Origin of the sequence: Acidovorax sp. SRB_14 (assembly GCF_012932145.1) — a bacterium.
Taxonomy (GTDB): domain Bacteria; phylum Pseudomonadota; class Gammaproteobacteria; order Burkholderiales; family Burkholderiaceae_C; genus Simplicispira.
The window spans coordinates 75,142-92,752 of sequence record NZ_MWOK01000008.1; the positions used below are offsets into that span (position 1 = coordinate 75,142).

Sequence of the window (17,611 nt, forward strand, 5' to 3'; positions counted from 1 at the left end):
CATGGCCGAATTCACCAAAGAGCAACTGCTCGAACGGGTCAACACGAACCACGGTGCCGAGGGCAATGCCCGGGTGCGCGCCATCACCGAGCGCATCGTCACCGACCTGTTCCACACCATCGACGAGCTGGACGTGACGGCAGACGAGTTCTGGAAGTCCATCGCGTGGTTGACCCGCATGGGCCAGACCGGCCAGTTCGGCCTGCTCACGGCGGGCCTGGGGTTCGACCGCCTGCTGGACATCCGCCAGGACGAAGCCGATCAGAAAGCCGGCCGCGCCGGCGGCACGCCGCGCGCCATCGAAGGCCCGCTGTTCGTCGCTGGCGCGCCGCTGTCGCAGCACGAGGTGCGCCTGGACGAAGGCGAGCCCGAGGGCGAGGTGTTTGTGATGGAGGGCCAGGTGCTGGACCTCGAAGGCCAACCGGTGGCGGGCGCGCTGATCGACGTGTGGCATGCCAACACGCAAGGTGGCTACTCCCACTTCTTCCCCGGCATGAAGCCCTATGAACTGCGCCGCCGCATCCAGGCCGACGCCCAGGGGCACTACCGCTTCCGCAGCTATCTGCCGCCCGGCTACGCGATTCCGCCGGGCAGCCCCATCGCCGAGCTGTTCACGGCGCTGGGCCGCCACGGCAACCGCCCCGCGCACATCCACTTTTTGGTGGCGGCACCGGGCCTGCGCACGCTGACCACGCAGGTCAACATTCCGGGCGACACCTACATCGACGACGACTTCGCCTTCGCCACGCGCGACGGCCTGATCGTCGAACTCGAGAAGAACGTGGCCCCGGTCGGCTACGAATCGCTGGGCGTCACCGCCCCGTTCACGCGCTCGCGCTTCAACTTCGTGATGCAAAAGGCTGTGAATGAGAACGAAGCCCTGCCGCTGACCCGCATGGAGCGCGTCGCCGGCTGAGCGCCTGCACACCACGGCCGCGGGAACCGCACCTGCCTACCTGCCGAACAGCCACCTTCCCCCGAAGGTGGCTTTTTTTCGTTGATGCTCCTCATTCAATAGCTGGCAGCGCTTACCCATCAAGCGTTTTGGGCATAAAACACTTGAAACCAATACCCCGCCTGGCCTGACCGGTGTGCCAGAGGCCGTCGGAGGCCTTATCCGATTTGCCTTGCCAGCGCCTGGAGCTCAGGGGCCACATCCCGCCGCAGCCAGTCCACATCCAACGCCCGGCCCTGAAACGTGCAGCTCAGTGCGGCCACTTCGAGGTTGTTGACACGGCCCAGGGGAACCGCCACCGCCTGCACGTCGGGCATCACTTCGCCCAAGGCGGTGCAACAGCCGAAGTGCGCATAGTCACGCAGGCTCTCCAACACCTTCGGGCCATAGCGCGACCACTGCGCGGGGTCCTTGATCTGCACCTGGTTGAGCAGGGCTTCGCGCGCTGCGGGGGTGCAACCCTGCAGGTAGGCCCGGCCGACTGCGGTGCCCAGAAGCGGATGGGCACTGCCCACATCGTGGGAATAGACAGCACGGTCAGACACCCGGATCACTTCGAGGTAGACCATGGACAGGCGGTCGCGGATGGCGACGGACACATTGCAACTGTGGCTTTTGGCCAGCTTCATCATCAATGGACGCGCCGCGCGGCGGAACGTGAACTGGGCCAGCAGCGGGTACCCGACGGACAGCGTCGCGGAACCGAGGCGGTATTTTCCGTAGTACTCGGTGGCGGTCAGATAGCCCAGGCACATCAACGTATAGGTGAGCCGCGACACCGTGGCCTTGGGCAGGTGCAGCATCTGCGCCAATTCGCTGTTGCCCAGGATGGGCCTTTCGGGCGAAAAGCAATGCAGCAGTTCCAGCCCGCGCGCCAGGGTCGTCGCGAATTGCTTGTCGCCCGCAAACTCCTCTAGTCCAACCGGTACCCGCCGACTGATGGTGTTTTCCATAGGTTCTGAAATAGCGATATCAAATGTGGAATATCGAAATATTAAGGCGGTTCTGAAGGCGCAGCTCCTACATTCGTTCAACGCTTCCCTGATGGAGCGCAAAAGGATGACGAACGTGGGTGCTATCACAACAGAACTGCCGGTGCACGACATTCCCGCGCTCAACGGCAACAACGCTCCGATTCAACAGGAAGACGTCTGGGACGATTTGCCGGTGATCGGCAAGGTGCCGGAGGACATGAACGGGCTGTACGTCCGCAACGGACCGAATGCCTACTTTCCCCCGACCTGGCGCTACCACGCGTACGACGGTGACGGCATGCTGCACGCCGTGCGCTTTGCCAAGGGCAGCGTGACCTACCGCAACAAGTGGATCTACACCGATGGACTGCGCGAGGAACAGGACGCAGGCGCACCGCTGTGGAAAGGCATCAAGGAGCCGCCGCGCAGCGACAGGCCGGATGCCCCGCTGAAGAATACCGCCAACACCGACGTGAAATACCATGCCGGCCACCTGCTGACCATGTGGTACCGGTCCGGCCTGCCCTATGCCGTCGATCCACACACCCTCGACACCGTGGGCCCTGAGACCTACGGGGGAGCGATCCAGCGCCTGTCGGCGCATTCGCGTCCGGACGAACACACGGGCGAGCTGATGTTCTTCGATTACGACACCAAGCCGCCGTACATGCGCTACGGCGTCGTCGGGCCCGACAGGCAATTGCGCCATGCCATCGACGTGCCGTTGGACCAGCCCGGGTTGCCGCACGACATGGCGATCACCGACAACTATTCCATCCTGCACGACTTTCCGCTGCGCCCCGACCCGCAAGCGTTGGCGTCGGGCCGCTATAAGGTGCGCTTCTTTGCCGACCAGCCGTCGCGGTTTGGCGTGGTTCCGCGCCATGGCCGTGCCGAGCAGATCCAGTGGTTTGAAGCCAAGCCCACCTACATGCTCCACGTGGTGAACGCCTGGGAGGAGGGCCGGGAAGTCGTGATGGTGGGAACGCCGTACCGCGTGCATGCGCGCGAGAGCGGCGAACCCGATGCCGAACGGCTGGAAAAAACCATCCACCAACGCCAGCGCGACTTTCAGCTCTATGAGTGGCGCTTTGATTTGCAGACAGGCAAGACCTGCGAGCGCGTCATCGACGACGTCCTCAACACCGAGTTTCCGGTGATCAACAGCGCCTACCAAGGCCGCAAGAACCGCTGGTCGTACCACGTGGTCTTCCCGCAGGGAGGGCGTGAAGAGCCACGCTTCCCCGGCCTGGTGAAGTACGACCTGGAGACCGGCGGCTACGTGGCCTACAGCGCGGGCCCGCAGTTCTTCTACAACGAGGCAGGCTTTGCCCCCCGCGACAACGCGACGTCGGAGGACGATGGGTACCTCGTCATGTTTGTCTGGAACCCCCACAGCGAGCAGTCCGAGATCCAGATCTTTGATGCCAAAGACGCCCGAATGGCCAACGGCCCGGTGGCTCGGGTGCTCCTGCCACGGCGGGTTCCGCACGGATTCCATGCCACGTACGTGAGCCAGGCAACTCTTGACAAATGGAAGTAAATAATGATCTTGGTAAGCCAGAAATCCATCGATGAGTACATGTCCAAAGGCTGGTGGGGCACGTTGACGCTTGGTGAGCATTTCCTCGATATGGCGGCAAAAAACGGCGCGGCATTTGCCGTGGCCGATCCGCCGAATCGCACCGAGCTTTTCGGTGGCGCGCCCCAAAACTGGAGCTGGGGCGCGCTGTGCGAGCAAGTCGGAGCCTTGTGTGCCGTGCTCCACGCGCAAGGGGTCGGCAAAGACGATGTGATCGTCGTGCAGCTTCCCAACTGCGTTCAGTTGCATGCGATTTACCTGGCCTGCGCGGTCAGCGGTGTCGTGGTCTCGCCGGTGCCGATGCAGTACCGGGCGCATGAGCTCGTGCATGTCGCCACAAGCACCGCGGCAAAAGGCGTCATCACGACGCAGCGGCTGGGCAAGTACCAGGCAGCGCATGAAATCGCACTGATGAAACCGCTGCTGCCCTCGGTGCAATGGGTGTGGTCCTATGGCGATGCCTCCGGTCAGCCCCTGCCCGAGGGCGTGCAAGACCTCGACATCCTGCTGCTGCAGGCGCCCGCATGGGACGACGATGGCATGCGTGCGCACATGGCGCGCATCGCTCTCACCGCCAACGACGTGTTCACCATTTGCTGGACTTCGGGCACCGAAGCGCGCTCCAAGGGCGTGCCGCGCAGCCACAACGAATGGCTGCTGGTCGGCACGTCGGTCATCGATGCCGGCCAAATGCAGCCCGGCGCACAGATGGTGATTCCGTTCCCATTTGTGAACATGGCCGGCATTTCCACCAGCCTCATCGTCTGGCTGTTGACGGGTGGCGGTCTGCACCACCACCACCCCTTCGACCTCAAGGTGTTCATCGGGCAGCTTCAAGACAACCCGACCGATTACACCGTTGCCGCCCCCGCGGTGTTGAGCATGCTCCTCAAAACCCCGGAGCTGCTCGATGGGGTGGACCTGAGCCGCCTCAAGCGCATTGGCTCCGGTGGTGGTCCGTTGGCTCCGTGGTTGGTGGAGCAGTTTGCTGCGCGCTTCGGCATCGAAGTCATCAACTATTTCGGCTCCAACGAGGGCGCTGCACTGTCGTCCACGCCCCAGGACATCCCCAACCAGCAACACCGCGCCAACTACTTTCCGCGCCTTGGCATCGACGGCTTCGCCTGGAAGGCGGTTCATGCGAACAAGGTCACCACGCGCCTGGTCGACGTGGACAGCGGAGAGGAAATCCGTGCGCCGGGCAAGGTGGGTGAACTGCGGTTCAAGGGACCGATGGTGTTCTCCGGCTACTTCAACAGCCCTGAGCTCACCGTGAATGCGTTCGATGAACTCGGCTTCTACAAGACGGGCGATCTCTTTGACATCGCGGGCGACCGTGGGCAGTACTACCGTTTTGCAGGGCGCAGCAAGGACATCGTGGTGCGGGGCGGCATGAACATTTCATGCGAGGAAGTCGAAAGCCTGCTGCTGTCGCACCCCAAGGTGCGCGAGGTCGCCGTGATCGGATGGCCCGACGACGTACTCGGAGAGAAAGTCTGTGCCGTCGTGGTGCCCAGGGATGCGACGCAGGCCCTTGAACTGGATGAGCTGGTGGCCTATCTCAAGAACGTGGGCAAGGTGGCTGCGTTCAAGCTGCCTGAACGCATCGAGACGATCGGCGAACTGCCCCGCAATCCCGTGGGCAAGGTGCTCAAGCGCGTATTGCGGGAGCGGATGCAGGCGCCCTCCACCGCAACAGCTGCCACGGGCTGCGTGGCCCACCGAGCGAAGGACTGAGCGTGGCATCTTCTCTCCACACCCCGACGGCGGCTGGACAGGTGGCCCTGGTGTTGATCCCGGGCATGTTGAACACCACGGTCATCTGGCACGGCGTGGTCGCTCGGCTCCAGGAAACCCTCGGCGAGACTGCGCGCATCCATGTTGTCGACGTGACCGTGCAATCCACCACGGTGGACATGGCCAGCGATGCCTGGCAATGCGTGCAGGATTTGCCGGCGGCAACGCCGTGCTTTGTGGCAGGCTTTTCGATGGGCGGCTATGTCGCTCTGGAAATGCTGGCCGACCAGCGCAGGCCGCTGGCAGGCGCATGGCTGGTGTCGACCTCTGCCCGCCCGGAAAGCGCCAGCACGGCGCCGTTCCGCGAGCAGGCCATCGCCGCTCTGGCAGCCGATTTCGAAGCGGCCATTCAAGGCACTGCGCGCTACGGCACCTATGGACGAGAGGCTGAACAGCTCGAGCCGCTGCTGCAGATGATGCGCGAGGTGGGCAGTGCAACCGCCATCCGCCAAACCCGCGCCATCATGCAGCGCCGCGATCTGCGCGAGCGGATCAGGGCGCTGTCGCTGCCCGTGCAGGTGCTCTGCGGCGAAGACGATCGCATCACGCCCAAAAAGCTGTCCGAAGAGCTTGCGGCACTGATCCCCGGCGCCACGCTGCAACTGGTGCCGCACGCAGGGCACATGCTTCCCTGGGAGCAGCCGGACCTCATCGCCGATGCGATTGGCCGCGCCCTCGCCGTTTCAGCGAAGAAGGGGGCCGGGGCATGGGATGTGCAGGTCCACTCCAGCCCCGCGATGGCGTCGGATGCAATGCCTGCTGCAGGCTTCGCAGCGCCCCAACCTTGACCCCACCGGACACCACTGCCATGCACACAGAAATTGTCGGACGCATTCAGCCAACCATCACGCAATGGGATTCGCCTTTCATGAGTGGCGCGTTTGCGCCCAACTACGTGGAATACACAGCGACCGACCTGGAGGTGATCGGGACCGTTCCGCAGCGCCTCAATGGGGTGTACCTGCGCAACACCCAAAACCCGGTGCACCAGCCCTTGGGCGTGCACCATGCCTTCGACGGCGATGGCATGCTGCACCAGCTGAGTTTCAGGAACGGAAAGTGCGAGTACCGCAACCGTTTCCTTCGCACCAAGGGCTTTGAAGAAGAGCACAAGGCCGGACAGGCCCTCTATGCCGGCCTGATTGACAGCCCGGAACTCGCCCAACGCGCTGGCTGGGGTGCGCGCGGCGGGCTGAAGGACACCTCGGCCACCGACGTGATCGTGCACGCGGGAACGGCGCTGACCACTTTCTACCAATGCGGGGAGCCGTACCGCTTTGATGCAAGAACCTTGGAGCCGCTGGGCGTGTCTGCCTGGGGCGCCCAGGTGCTCAAAGACAACGGAATCTCGGCACACCCCAAGGTCTGCCCGCGCACGGGCGATTTGCTGTTCTTCAATTACAGCAAGAACGCACCGTACATGCACTACGGCGAGGTGGACGCGCAGGAAAAACTGGTGCATTACGTGCCGGTCCCGCTGGCGGGTCCCCGGCTGCCGCACGACATGGTGTTCACCGAAAATTTCGCGGTCCTCGGCGACTTTCCGCTGCACTGGGACGAGTCCCTGTTGCCGCAGGGCAAACACAAACTCCGCTATGACGGTGCGAAGCCCGCCCGGTTTGCCGTGGTGCCGCGCCGGCATGCGCCGCAAACGGAGGTGAAGTGGTTTGAAGCCAGCCCGACCTACGTGCTGCACTGGCTCAACGCATGGGAAGACGGCGACGAAATCGTCATGCATGGCTACCACCAGAAGTGGCCCATGCCCCAAGCCGGCTTCGACAACAAAGGCGCAACGCTGGGCCCGGGCCGCTATGGACCGACCATCTACGAATGGCGTCTGAACATGCGCACCGGCGCGGTCGTCGAGCGCCGCTTGCACGAGCAATACCTGGAGTTCGGCATGATCAATGCCCAGTTCTGGGGCAGGCCGTACCGCTACTCGTACAACATGGTTGCCCACCCCAACAGCTTCCTGTTTGACGGCATTTTGCGCTTTGACCACACCACGGGCGCAACGCAGGAATACCGGTTTGGCGAAGGCCGCTTTGGCAGTGAATCCCCGATGGCTCCAGCCGCTGGCGCGACGGCCGAAGACGACGGTTACGTCGTGAGCTTTGTGTCCGATATGCGGGCCGATCGGTCGGAATGCGTGGTGTTGGATGCGCGCGATCTGAGCCAGGGGCCCGTGGCGCGCATCATCTTGCCCCACCGCATCAGCAGCGGAACGCATGCGTGCTGGGCAGACGCCTCTGAACTGCGCGGCGAACAGCGCGCCTGAACCCGAAATTCAATGGAGACTATGGACATGACGCAGGCTACATACGTGTTGGGCGGCTACCAGACAGACTTTGCGAAAGCGTGGTCCCGGCAAGGGCAGGACCTCTCGGACATCGTGCGCGAAACCGTGCTCGGCGCGCTGCAGGCGTGCCAGATCGCGCCTGGGGCGATCGAAAGCATCCACGTGGGCAATGCCTTTGGTGAACTTCAGCGTCAGCAAGCGCACTTGGGCTCCATGGTGGCGCAGGTGGTTCCCGCGCTGAACGGCGTCGCGGCAATGCGCCACGAAGGCGCTTGCGCGTCATCGTCGCTGGGCGTGCTCAGCGCGATGGCCGAAATTGAATCGGGGCGCTATGACTGCGTCTTGGTGCTCGGCGTGGAAGAGTTCAAGAACACCTCGGGGCACGAAGCATCGCGCAACCAGAATGCCGCGTCCTGGCAAGGTCACGAAGAGATCGACTGCCAGTTCATGTGGCCTGCAGCGTTTGGACTCGTGGCGGCCGAATACGACAAGCGCTATGGCCTGGATCGCAAATACCTCAACCGCATTGCAGAGCTGAACTACGGCCATGCCAAGCACAATCCGTTGGCACAAACGCGCAGCTGGCAGTTCAACGAACTGAGCTTCACCGACGACGATGAGGCCAATCCGCTGATTGAGCCAGGAACACGCCGCCAGGACTGCGGGCAGGTCACGGACGGCGGCGCCGCGGTGGTGCTGGCATCTGAGCGTTTTGCCAAAGAGTACGCCGCCCGCGCGGGCCAGCGCCTCGAAGATCTGGCGCGGATCACCGGTTGGGGACACCGCAACTCGGTGTTGCGGCTCAAGGACAAGTTCGAACTGAGCAAAGGTGAAGCCTACGTGTTTCCGCATGTGCGCCAAACCCTCGAGGACGCATGGCGCCGCGCGGGCATCGGCGGCATCGGCGATCTCAGCGGCATTGAGACCCACGATTGCTTCACGACCACGGAATATGTAGCCATCGACCACTTTGGCTTCACCGAGCCTGGCCAGAGCTGGCAAGCGGTGGAGGACGGCTCCATCGAGCGCGGTGGACGTTGCCCCATCAACATGAGCGGTGGCCTGATCGGTGGTGGGCATCCCGTGGGCGCGACAGGCGTGCGCATGGTGCTGGACTGCGCCAGGCAGGTCACCGGCAAGGCCGGGGCGACACAAATCCCGAACGCCCGACGCATGCAAACGCTCAACATTGGTGGGTCTTTTGGCACCGTGGTGAGCTTCGTTGTGGAGCAAGGGCAGAAAGACCGAGAGCGGTGAAATCTCTGTTGCAGCCCGCTCATCGGCGCTGCGCCAGCGGCTGCAACCACCTGACCGCTCGATGGGCGGCAGGTGCGCACAGTGCGACTGGGCTCAGGACGTTGTGCCCAGGCTGGAGAAACACAGTCCGCGCGTTGAACAATGCGCTGGACTGGGTTTGAAAAGGGCGTGAACGCCGCCCAACGGGCGCGGAGATTTCAGAGAAAAAACCTGGCTCCGACATCCATAGGGATATCGGAGCCAGGTGGTATTTATTTTCAGGCGGCTTGGCGAACAGGCTCTGGCTGGGAGGCAACTGCAGCGGCGATGCTGTCCAGCTTCCGCGCGACATCCTCGGGAGATACCGCCGGATCCGGGGTATGGGCATAAATATGGGTGTTGCGCTCTTTGCGGTCGAACCAGATGGCTTCCTTGCGGTGCTGGGGGGGCCGCTCTCGCGCCAGGTACACGATGGTGTCTGCGCCCTTGTCATGGTCACGCAATACCGATTTCAAAATCGCGACAAAGCGTGGCATGGAGCGGTTGACGCTGGCGGTGTCGACCCAGCCGGGGTGCATGGCATAAAACCTCTGGTTCAGATGGGATTGTTTCTCGCGCCAATATCCCATCACCATGACCTGTGCACGCTTGGCCAGGCCATAGGCCCGGGGGCCCATATAGCGGGCCGGATCGGTGATGTTCAGGTCGTCAACCACCATGCGATGGTTGTACATGCCGCCTGAAGCGACCTCGATCACGGTCGCGTCATCCTTGAGGATTTTGTTATCGAGCAGACTTTTTACGAGAATGTGATGGCTGAGGATATTGGTCACAAACGAGAATTCCATTTTCTCGTCGGTCAGCACCATTTGGTGCTTTTGAATTCCCACATTGTCGATCAGAACATCCAACCGCTGGCCAGATTCCCGAATTTTTTCGACCAGCGCATACACCTCGCGGGTTTTGGAAAAATCGGCCGTCAGATAGGTGACAGACACAGGCGATTGAACGCTTTGCGCAAAGGCCTGCAACTTGGCAGGATCGCGGGCAACGCAAATAACGTGCGCGCCGCCTTCGGCGCCCTTGCGTGCCGCAGCCGCGCCGATTCCTTCCGAGCCACCGGTCACCAGCCAGGTCTGGCCCTCAAATTTGTTGGGGCGATTCTTCCAGAAAATGCTCCGCAGGTGATATCCAATTGCGCTGTAGCTGGGAGTAAATCGGACGTAGAATTTGATGATTTTTGACAGCGGTGTTTTTGCCATTTTTTGACCCGATCAATTTGAGCTTCAGAACACAACAATTAATGGTTTGCAGGCTCTTGGACGGCGTTCAGCAATGTCGTGCGATCATAATATTCGCGCCAGTGGGAAATTTTGCTGCCGGAAAATTCAATAATCCCGGTCGTGGGGACAATGCGAGAAATCCCGTCCAGCACGATCTCATCCTCGCGCTCAACAAAAAGAACACCGTTCGCCACCCCAATAGTGCGAATATTCAGTTTTACACTTTTGTTGGGTTTTTCCGTCTTGCGCACACGCTCAAAGAAATTTTCTCGCCCGATGCAGGGCGTCAGCATGACGGAGTGTAAAATGCCGTCTTCCGCCATCAGGTCAGCACACGCTCTCCAGTCCTTTTTCTCCCAGCCGTCCTTCATGGCCATGAAAACACTGATTTTCATTTCGTCGCTGATTTGCGGTTCCGTCATGTCTTCTCCTTCAGGTTATGTTCCAATTTAAAAGAAGAGCCGGATGCTGGACGCTCTTCTTCATGCCGATTCATTACATTCGCATCGCGCAGCTTTCACAACTTGAAGTCATTGAATTTCCCAATGGATGAGAAGAAACCGGCTGTCCTGGGGACGCAAAGCGCCAGCAAAGTACTGCGTTTGCTGAGGATCGTGGGCGCGCAACATGCCAAGGGCATTCGCCTCAAGGACCTGATCGAAGCATCGCAAATCGACAAATCCACGGTGCACCGACTCTTGCTGTGCCTGCTCGAGGAAGGTTTCGTGGAAAAAATCGGTTCGTCCAAAAGTTACCGTCTGGGCATCGAAACCCTGCAGTGGGGATTCTCTTCTGCGGGCATGGACGCGCTGTCGGAAAAATTCCGGCCCACGTTGATGCGCCTGGCGCGCATCACCGACGACGCGGTCTTCCTCATGGTCCGAAGTGGAGACTATGTGGTGTGCCTGAGCCGTGTGGAAGGCGACCACACGACCCGCGCCTATGTGGTCGAGGTCGGGGTGCGGCGGCTGCTGGGTGCCAGCGCGGCGGGTATCGCCATGCTTGCCAAGCTGCCCGACGAAGAAGTGAACGCCCTGCTGGCAAGGCACGAGGCAGAGTACATCCGGCACCAGTACCCCATCGCGGCACTGAAGAAACTGGTGATGCGTGCGCGCGTGCAGGGCTACTCGGAAGTGTCCGACGCCCGGATCGCTGCCGATGGGCTGGGCTGTGCCTTCCCCATGACGGACAACACCTGGGCCGGCCTGAGCATCGCTGTGGCGCAACACCGCTCCACCCCGGAGCGGCTCAAAGAACTATCTCAACTGCTGCTGGACGAGGTTTCGCGGGTGGCGGCCGGGCTGGTTTAACTGGCACGCGCAACCGGAAGGCACAGGCAAAAAGCCCTTCAGCACCCATCGGAGGGCTGAAGGGCACATGTCACTAGCCTGTTCAGAATTGGATGGCCGCCCGGGCGGCCACCGCGCCGGATGGCGTCAGAAACGGTGGCGGATACCCAGCGACACACCCGACTGGTTCTTGGAGCCGACTGCCAGTGTGCTGAGCGCCGCGAAGTTGAGCCCCCCATTTTTTGCATACGCCGCCCCGCCGTAGAGGTCGGTGCGCTTCGACAACGCGTAGATCGCTTGCAGCGTGAGCTGCTGTTGACGCGGTTGGTTGCCTGCGCCGGCGCGCTGCTTGATGTCATCCAGGTAGTACGCGGCATTGAGCGTCAGGGCACCGGTCGCTTGGTAGTTCACGCCAAGCCAGTAGAAATCATCGCGCAGCGCGATGCCCCCCGCAGCGTCCTTGCTCTCGCCCCAGCGGTAGCCGGTGGACAGGCGTACCGCGGGTGTGAACTGGTAGGCCGCGCCGAGTGCCACCTTGCGTGCACGCGAGTGGGCTCCGTTGACGTCGGCGCCGTTCTGCTGGTCGAACGCCAGCGTGGCCATCAGATCCTTGTTGGCATAGCTGAAATGTCCCCCCCATGCAGCGCTTGCGGACGTGGAGGACGTTTGCTCGCCAAATGCGTAGTGCACTTGCGCGCTCAAGGCGTCCGCATTGAAACGGTATTTGACGGAGTTGTCGTTGCGCAGGCCGCCCAGCAGGGGGCTGAACGGTTCGTAGGCGCCAGCGTAGGCCAGCGGGACGATGAACAGCAACGCGTCAAACAACGATGTGTACTGCCGGCCCAGCGTCACACGGTGGTTGGCGCTTTGCAATCCGACAAAAGCGCCGCGATTGAAAAACTTGGCGGCATCCGCATTGGTGCCGGTGTCGGAATTGAACCCATGCTCCAAGGTGAAAATCGCTTTCAAACCACCGCCCAGGTCTTCCACGCCGCGAAAACCCACGCGCGGCCCTTGCAAGCCAGAGTTGCTCATGCGCAGCAGGGACGCGGACTCATTGCCTCCTTTGGGCTGGTGATTCACATACTCGATATTCGTATCAATGATCCCGTACAGGGTCAGTTGGGACTGAGCCCAGGCGGCGGGCGCCAATGCCAGAATGGCAAGTGGCCAGGCTTTTGCAAATTTATTTTTGGTCATTATCGGTCTCCTGATGGTATTGGAATGATTTTATATTTCGATGCCACTGTCTTTGATGAGGCGCCCCCAACGTGCATTCTCTTCACTCAGCTGCTTTTGAAAGTCTGCTGTCGACTTGCCTCCCGCCACATAACCCAAATCCTTGAATCGCGATTGAATTTCCGGAAGATTCATGATCTTGATGGAAACTTCGCGAATGTTCTGGATGATTTCAGGCGGGGTATTCTTGGGCACAAAGAACCCCGCCCAGGTCGGTAATTCAAAACCCGAATACCCTTGCTCGGCCAATGTGGGAATGCTGGGCGTCAGTGGAGAACGCTCCGTGCCGGTGACCGCGATGAGTTTGATTTTTCCGGTCGGTATCAGGGCATTCAGCGTCACCAGGTCCAGAATTGTCATGGTGATTTCACCGGACGCCAGCGCCATGCTGACCTGGGCCGAACCTTTGTAGGGAACATGTAGCATGTCCAGGTTCGAAACCTTATTCAACTGATTGCCAAGGATGTGGGAGGTAGACCCATTTCCAATCGAACCATATATGTGGGTCTTTGGATTGGCCTTGACTTCCTTTACCAGTTCCGTGAAATTATTGGCACTGGTCTTCTGGGTGCTGACGGCAATCCACAAGGGGCTCTTGATCAAATCCACCACAGGCTTGATGTCATTGAACGGATCGTAGGGCAGCTTGTTGAAGAGGTAATAAGTCTGCAGTAGCAATGGGATGGTCAGCAGGATGGTATTGCCATCCGGCTTTGCCTTGGCAACAAAATCCGTACCAATGGTTGTGCTGCCGCCCGGCTTGTTTTCGACAATGATGGTGCGACGCATCTCCGTCGCCATCTTTTCTGCGAAAATGCGCCCCAAGACATCGCCGCCACCGCCGGGCGCAAATGGCACCACAATGCGCATCAACGCATTACTTTGAGCCCAAGCGTGACCGCCTGAAAATACGGCGGCCCCTGCCCCGGCTAAAACCTTGGTGAACTGCCTGCGGCTCAAATTCGGCATTTTTGTCTCCAATTGATCAATATCAAAGTAACTACCCAGTAGAGGTGTATGCGTAACTGAATTTAGGTGCAGCTGTTCTTCTGCAGCGCAGGAAAAACAGGGTTTTCTCACCCCTTGGGATTACTCGGGGTATCTACTAGGTGGAACGGAGGATGTGGCAAGGGCGGAGCCAAAAGTGGCGTGCGACAGCGGCCCACCTGCAAGGTCGGCAGAGGCACTCCTCCCGCGCACTGCGGCCCCCAGCGTCGGCAGACCGCGCCGTCCTCAGCCTCCGCAAACGGCAGAACTGCGGCGTGCGGGCGATTGCACGGCCAGTGCAGCGCTCATCCGCCACCCTCCGCCGGGAACTGCAGCGCAATGGCAATCCCTGCGGCGATGGGCCGGGGTGGCGTCACGGCGCAGGCCCGCTCCGAGACCCCCGCCGCATCAAAGCTGGCCATTTCGCGCAGAACTGCGCAGGCCGACTGCAAGAGCGGCCAGGCCAGCGCCGCGCCCGAGCCCTCGCCCAGACGCAGGCCCAGGTCCAGCAGCGGCCGGGCCTGCAGTTGCGCCAGCAGATGCGCATGGCCCGGCTCGGCAGAGCCGTGGGCGAACACGCAGCGCTGCAGCACGTGGGGCTGCAGGCGCGCGGCGACCAGCACGGCGGCGCCCGTGATGAAGCCATCGACGACGATCACGCGGCGCTCTGACGCGGCCTGCAGCACGGCGCCCACGAGCGTGGCGACCTCGAAGCCGCCCAGGGCCGCAAGGGCGTCGAGCGGTTCGACGGCGCGTTCATTGGCCGCCAGCGCCTGCGCCAGCACGGCGCGCTTGCGCGCCACGCCCGCAGCGTCCAGGCCGGTGCCGGCGCCAGTGCAGTCCTCCAGCGCAACGCCGCACAGCCGCGCGAGCAGCAGAGACGCCACCGAGGTGTTGCCTATGCCCATTTCGCCGAGCAGCAGGGCATTGCCGCTCAATCCGCGCACGACCTCCCGGCCGTTGTCGATCGCCTGCGCGCACTGCGCAGCGGTCATAGCGGGGCCGGTGGACGCATCCTGCGTGCCGCGCGCCACCTTGCGCAGCAGCAGTTGCGGCTGGCCCGGCGCAGCGGCGCGCGGGGCGATGTCGCGCGCCACGCCGCAATCGACCACGGTGAGCGCCAGGCCGTGCTGGCGCGCCAGCACGCTCACGGCGGCGCCGCCGGCCAGAAAGTTCTCGACCATCTGCCAGGTCACGTCGCTCGGGTAGGCCGAGACGCCGCGCGCCGCCAGGCCGTGGTCGCCGGCGCAGACCAGCATTTGCGGGTGTTCGAGCTGCGGCGCCTCGCTGCCGAGGATCTGGCCGAGGCGCAGCGCCAGTTGCTCGAGGCGGCCCAGCGCGCCCAGGGGCTTGGTCTTGCGGTCGATGCGGTGCTGCAGGCGCGCGCTCAGCGCGGCGTCGTGCAGGTCGGGGATGCTGGGAATCGTGCAGGTGAGGGACATGGAAAGCATTCAGCGGTGGATCAGGGATTGCAGGACGCCGGGCGCAAAGTGCGCCTCCAGCGCATCGGCCAGGCCGTCGAACACGGCGTCGAGCGTGCGCACGGGCGCGTCGCCCGGTGTGGAAAACAGGGCCTGCAGCGCGGCCGGGTCCTCGAACAGGCCGTGCAGGTACAGGCCCAGCACGTTGCCGGCGCGGTTCTGCCAGGCCAGACCTGGAATCGCTTCGCGTGCCACGTCGCCCGCAGCCGCCATGGCGGTGTGCTGCGCGGTCTGGCCGTGGTGGATTTCGTAGCCTGCCACCTGCACGCCCGACAGCGCCGCCCACGGGCCGGCCGCGAGCGCGCCAAAGCGCGCCTGGGTCTGGCGTACCGTCTTGGCGGGCTCGAACACGGTGACCAGCGGCAGCAGGCCGAGGCCCGGGCCGTTGCCGTCGATGCCGTCGGGGTCGATCAGCGCCTCGCCCAGCATCTGCAGGCCGCCGCACACGCCCAGTACGGCGCCGCCGCGCGCGGCGTGGGCGGCAATGGCGCTGTCCAGGCCCTGCGTGCGCAGCCAGGCCAGGTCGGCCGCCGTGGCCTTCGAGCCGGGCAGCACGATCCAGTCGACACCGGCCACGTCGGCCGGACTGCGCGCCCAGCGCAGGCGCACGCCGGGCAGGTTCTTGAGCGGCTGGAATTCGTCCAGGTTGCTGATGCGCGGCGTGGCGATGACGGCGATGGTGGTGTGCACCGTGCCGCCCGTGCTGCTGCGGTCGTCGAACACGCCGTCTTCCTCGGGCAGGCCGTGCTGCCACCACATCGGGATGGTGGCGACGGTGGGCACGCCGGTCAGCGCTTGCAGCATCTGCGGCGCGGGCGCCAGCAAGGCGGCGTCGCCGCGGAACTTGTTGAGCACAAAACCGTTGATCAGCGCACGCTCGTCCTCGGGCAACAGCGCCCAGGTGCCGTACAGGTGCGCAAACGCGCCGCCGCGGTCGATGTCGGTCACCAGCAGGCAGCGCGCCTGCGCATGGCGCGCCACGCGCATGTTGACGATGTCGCTGGCGTGCAGGTTGATCTCGGCCGGCGAGCCGGCGCCCTCGATCACCACCACGTCGTTCTCGGCGCGCAAGACGTCGAGCGCGGCGGCGATCTGCGGCCAGACCTTCTCGCTGCGGCCGCGCCAGGGCAGCGCCGTGAGTTCGGCGCTCACCTGCCCCATCAGCACGACCTGGCTGTGCGTGTCGGCCTCGGGCTTGAGCAGGAGCGGGTTCATGCGCACCTCGGGCGTGGCGCGCGCGGCCAGGGCCTGGAAGTACTGGGCCGATCCGATCTCGCCCAGCTGGCCGTCAGGCCCCACCACGACGCGCGCGTTGTTGCTCATGTTCTGCGCCTTGAAAGGCGCCACCTTCAGGCCCTGGCGCCCGTACCAGCGGCACAGCGCGGTGGTCAGCCAGCTTTTGCCCGCGCCGCTGGTAGTGCCCAGCACCATCACGCAGCGCGCGGGGCCGGGGGTCGTCTTGTGGAAGGGTGCGGTGGTGGTCATGGGTTCATGGTGTGAGCGGCGGCGCGGCTTGCCGGGCGGCGCCAGGCGGGTGTCAGGCCAGCAGCCCCCGGATCATCGGCAGCGCCAGTTCGGTGGCGCGCTCGCCTTCGTCGATGGCACTGGCGCCGCGGTGGAAGTCCATGGCCCCGAGGTCGGGCAGGCGCGGGCGGATCATCGCGTCGGCCGGCTCGCCGGCCAGGCGGCTCTGCGTGATGCGCACCTGCATGATGTTCAGGCTCGCGCTCATCACGCCCAGCATGGACGGCATGGCAGCGGACTTTGGCGTTCCGTTGAAGGGCCACATGCGGGCCAGCAGCGCCTCCAGCCGGCCGCTGTGCGTCAAGGCCGTGGCCTGCTTGACCTGCTCGGCCTCTTTCTCGGAGGCCGCTTTCTGGAGGGGCGGACGGCGCCGCGTCACCAGCTCCCAGTTCAGGTCGACCGCGATCACGATGTCGGCGCCCATGGCGCGGCACAGCGACACGGGCACCGGGTTGACCAGGCCGCCGTCGACCAGCAGGCGACCATCGTGCTGCGCCGGGGTGAAGAGCCCGGGCAGCGCGATCGAGGCGCGCACCGCGTCGATCACCGGGCCCTCGCGCAGCCAGACCTCGCGGCCGCTGGCCAGGTCGGTGGCCACGCAGCCAAAGGCCTTGGGCAGCTGCTCGATGCCGGGGTCGTCGTACTGCGAGCGGAAAAAATGCGCCAGCTTGCCCCCGGCCATCAGCCCGCCGCCGAGCTTCCAGTCGAGCAGGCCCACCACCGACTGCCACTTCAGGCCCCGCACCCAGGGCTCCAGGCGCCCGTGTTCGCCGGCGGCATAGGCCGCGCCCACGAGCGCGCCAATCGACGTGCCGCAAACGATGTCGGGAGCTATGCCGGCGCGCTCGAGCGCGTTGATCACGCCAATGTGCGACCAGCCGCGCGCCGAGCCACTGCCGAGCGCCAAGCCGATGCGGGGGGGTTTGGGTTGCAAAAGGGTTCTCCTGATCAGACGTTCTGAGGGG

15 protein-coding genes are annotated in these 17,611 nt (G+C 63.4%); 7 read left to right on the top strand and 8 right to left on the bottom strand.

Annotation, left to right across the window (positions count from 1 at the left end):
* The first annotated feature begins 1 nt into the window (after window position 1).
* Window positions 2-916, top strand: a complete 915-nt coding sequence (locus B2J86_RS08320) for a dioxygenase (RefSeq protein ID WP_169635629.1) — start codon at window positions 2-4, stop codon at window positions 914-916.
* Between the two features lie 197 nt (window positions 917-1,113).
* Here the strand turns inward: B2J86_RS08320 and B2J86_RS08325 are convergent, their stop codons facing one another.
* Window positions 1,114-1,908 carry an IclR family transcriptional regulator gene (locus B2J86_RS08325; protein WP_169168271.1) on the bottom strand — a complete coding sequence of 265 codons (795 nt, stop codon included), beginning with the start codon at window positions 1,906-1,908 and terminating at the stop codon, window positions 1,114-1,116.
* Between the two features lie 115 nt (window positions 1,909-2,023).
* Here B2J86_RS08325 and B2J86_RS08330 point away from each other — a divergent pair, with 115 nt between their 5' ends.
* The 5 genes from B2J86_RS08330 to B2J86_RS08350 are packed head-to-tail and all read left to right on the top strand — an operon-like array spanning window position 2,024 to window position 8,864.
* A complete protein-coding gene (locus tag B2J86_RS08330) occupies window positions 2,024-3,472 on the top strand; it encodes a carotenoid oxygenase family protein (protein ID WP_371736297.1) in 1,449 nt (482 codons plus the stop codon).
* 3 nt (window positions 3,473-3,475) lie between these two features.
* Window positions 3,476-5,248, top strand: a complete 1,773-nt coding sequence (locus B2J86_RS08335; protein ID WP_173025209.1) for a class I adenylate-forming enzyme family protein — start codon at window positions 3,476-3,478, stop codon at window positions 5,246-5,248.
* A 2-nt stretch (window positions 5,249-5,250) separates the two neighbouring features.
* Window positions 5,251-6,096 carry an alpha/beta fold hydrolase gene (locus B2J86_RS08340; RefSeq protein ID WP_371736299.1) on the top strand — a complete coding sequence of 282 codons (846 nt, stop codon included), beginning with the start codon at window positions 5,251-5,253 and terminating at the stop codon, window positions 6,094-6,096.
* Between the two features lie 20 nt (window positions 6,097-6,116).
* Window positions 6,117-7,586, top strand: a complete 1,470-nt coding sequence (locus tag B2J86_RS08345) for a carotenoid oxygenase family protein (protein WP_173025210.1) — start codon at window positions 6,117-6,119, stop codon at window positions 7,584-7,586.
* 21 nt (window positions 7,587-7,607) lie between these two features.
* Entirely contained in the window at window positions 7,608-8,864 is a 1,257-nt protein-coding gene (locus B2J86_RS08350) for an acetyl-CoA acetyltransferase (protein ID WP_254068007.1), read from the top strand.
* Window positions 8,865-9,121: 257 nt separating this feature from the next.
* Here the strand turns inward: B2J86_RS08350 and B2J86_RS08355 are convergent, their stop codons facing one another.
* A complete protein-coding gene (locus B2J86_RS08355; RefSeq protein ID WP_173025211.1) occupies window positions 9,122-10,105 on the bottom strand; it encodes an SDR family NAD(P)-dependent oxidoreductase in 984 nt (327 codons plus the stop codon).
* Between the two features lie 38 nt (window positions 10,106-10,143).
* Window positions 10,144-10,548: a limonene-1,2-epoxide hydrolase family protein gene (locus B2J86_RS08360; protein WP_169635624.1), complete on the bottom strand. Its 405-nt coding sequence runs from the start codon at window positions 10,546-10,548 to the stop codon at window positions 10,144-10,146.
* Between B2J86_RS08360 and B2J86_RS08365 the strand changes: the two genes are divergently transcribed.
* Window positions 10,534-11,436: an IclR family transcriptional regulator gene (locus B2J86_RS08365; protein ID WP_173025212.1), complete on the top strand. Its 903-nt coding sequence runs from the start codon at window positions 10,534-10,536 to the stop codon at window positions 11,434-11,436. The two genes, B2J86_RS08360 and B2J86_RS08365, sit on opposite strands and share 15 nt — an antisense overlap.
* A gap of 126 nt (window positions 11,437-11,562) precedes the next feature.
* On the opposite strand, the gene B2J86_RS08370 is transcribed toward B2J86_RS08365, so the two are convergent.
* The 5 genes from B2J86_RS08370 to B2J86_RS08390 all read right to left on the bottom strand — a co-directional run bounded on the left by B2J86_RS08370 (window position 11,563) and on the right by B2J86_RS08390 (window position 17,580).
* Window positions 11,563-12,615: a porin gene (locus B2J86_RS08370; protein ID WP_173025213.1), complete on the bottom strand. Its 1,053-nt coding sequence runs from the start codon at window positions 12,613-12,615 to the stop codon at window positions 11,563-11,565.
* 30 nt (window positions 12,616-12,645) lie between these two features.
* Entirely contained in the window at window positions 12,646-13,623 is a 978-nt protein-coding gene (locus tag B2J86_RS08375; RefSeq protein WP_173025214.1) for a tripartite tricarboxylate transporter substrate binding protein, read from the bottom strand.
* A 323-nt stretch (window positions 13,624-13,946) separates the two neighbouring features.
* Window positions 13,947-15,083: a nicotinate-nucleotide--dimethylbenzimidazole phosphoribosyltransferase gene (gene cobT / locus B2J86_RS08380; RefSeq protein WP_173025215.1), complete on the bottom strand. Its 1,137-nt coding sequence runs from the start codon at window positions 15,081-15,083 to the stop codon at window positions 13,947-13,949.
* A gap of 9 nt (window positions 15,084-15,092) precedes the next feature.
* Window positions 15,093-16,607, bottom strand: coding sequence for a cobyric acid synthase (locus B2J86_RS08385; RefSeq protein ID WP_371736302.1), 1,515 nt, complete (start codon window positions 16,605-16,607; stop codon window positions 15,093-15,095).
* A gap of 52 nt (window positions 16,608-16,659) precedes the next feature.
* On the bottom strand, window positions 16,660-17,580 hold the full coding sequence (locus B2J86_RS08390) for a patatin-like phospholipase family protein (RefSeq protein WP_169168259.1): 921 nt from the start codon (window positions 17,578-17,580) through the stop codon (window positions 16,660-16,662).
* Between the last annotated feature and the right edge of the window lie 31 nt (window positions 17,581-17,611).

What these genes read in the sequence shown, in the direction of transcription:
- B2J86_RS08370 (WP_173025213.1), bottom strand. Translation starts at nt 12,615, where the DNA reads ATGACCAAAAATAAATTTGCAAAAGCCTGGCCACTTGCCATTCTGGCA.
- B2J86_RS08375 (WP_173025214.1), bottom strand. Translation starts at nt 13,623, where the DNA reads ATGCCGAATTTGAGCCGCAGGCAGTTCACCAAGGTTTTAGCCGGGGCA.
- B2J86_RS08325 (WP_169168271.1), bottom strand. Translation starts at nt 1,908, where the DNA reads ATGGAAAACACCATCAGTCGGCGGGTACCGGTTGGACTAGAGGAGTTT.
- B2J86_RS08360 (WP_169635624.1), bottom strand. Translation starts at nt 10,548, where the DNA reads ATGACGGAACCGCAAATCAGCGACGAAATGAAAATCAGTGTTTTCATG.
- B2J86_RS08345 (WP_173025210.1), top strand. Translation starts at nt 6,117, where the DNA reads ATGCACACAGAAATTGTCGGACGCATTCAGCCAACCATCACGCAATGG.
- B2J86_RS08335 (WP_173025209.1), top strand. Translation starts at nt 3,476, where the DNA reads ATGATCTTGGTAAGCCAGAAATCCATCGATGAGTACATGTCCAAAGGC.
- B2J86_RS08355 (WP_173025211.1), bottom strand. Translation starts at nt 10,105, where the DNA reads ATGGCAAAAACACCGCTGTCAAAAATCATCAAATTCTACGTCCGATTT.
- B2J86_RS08320 (WP_169635629.1), top strand. Translation starts at nt 2, where the DNA reads ATGGCCGAATTCACCAAAGAGCAACTGCTCGAACGGGTCAACACGAAC.
- B2J86_RS08385 (WP_371736302.1), bottom strand. Translation starts at nt 16,607, where the DNA reads ATGACCACCACCGCACCCTTCCACAAGACGACCCCCGGCCCCGCGCGC.
- cobT (WP_173025215.1), bottom strand. Translation starts at nt 15,083, where the DNA reads ATGTCCCTCACCTGCACGATTCCCAGCATCCCCGACCTGCACGACGCC.
- B2J86_RS08350 (WP_254068007.1), top strand. Translation starts at nt 7,608, where the DNA reads ATGGACATGACGCAGGCTACATACGTGTTGGGCGGCTACCAGACAGAC.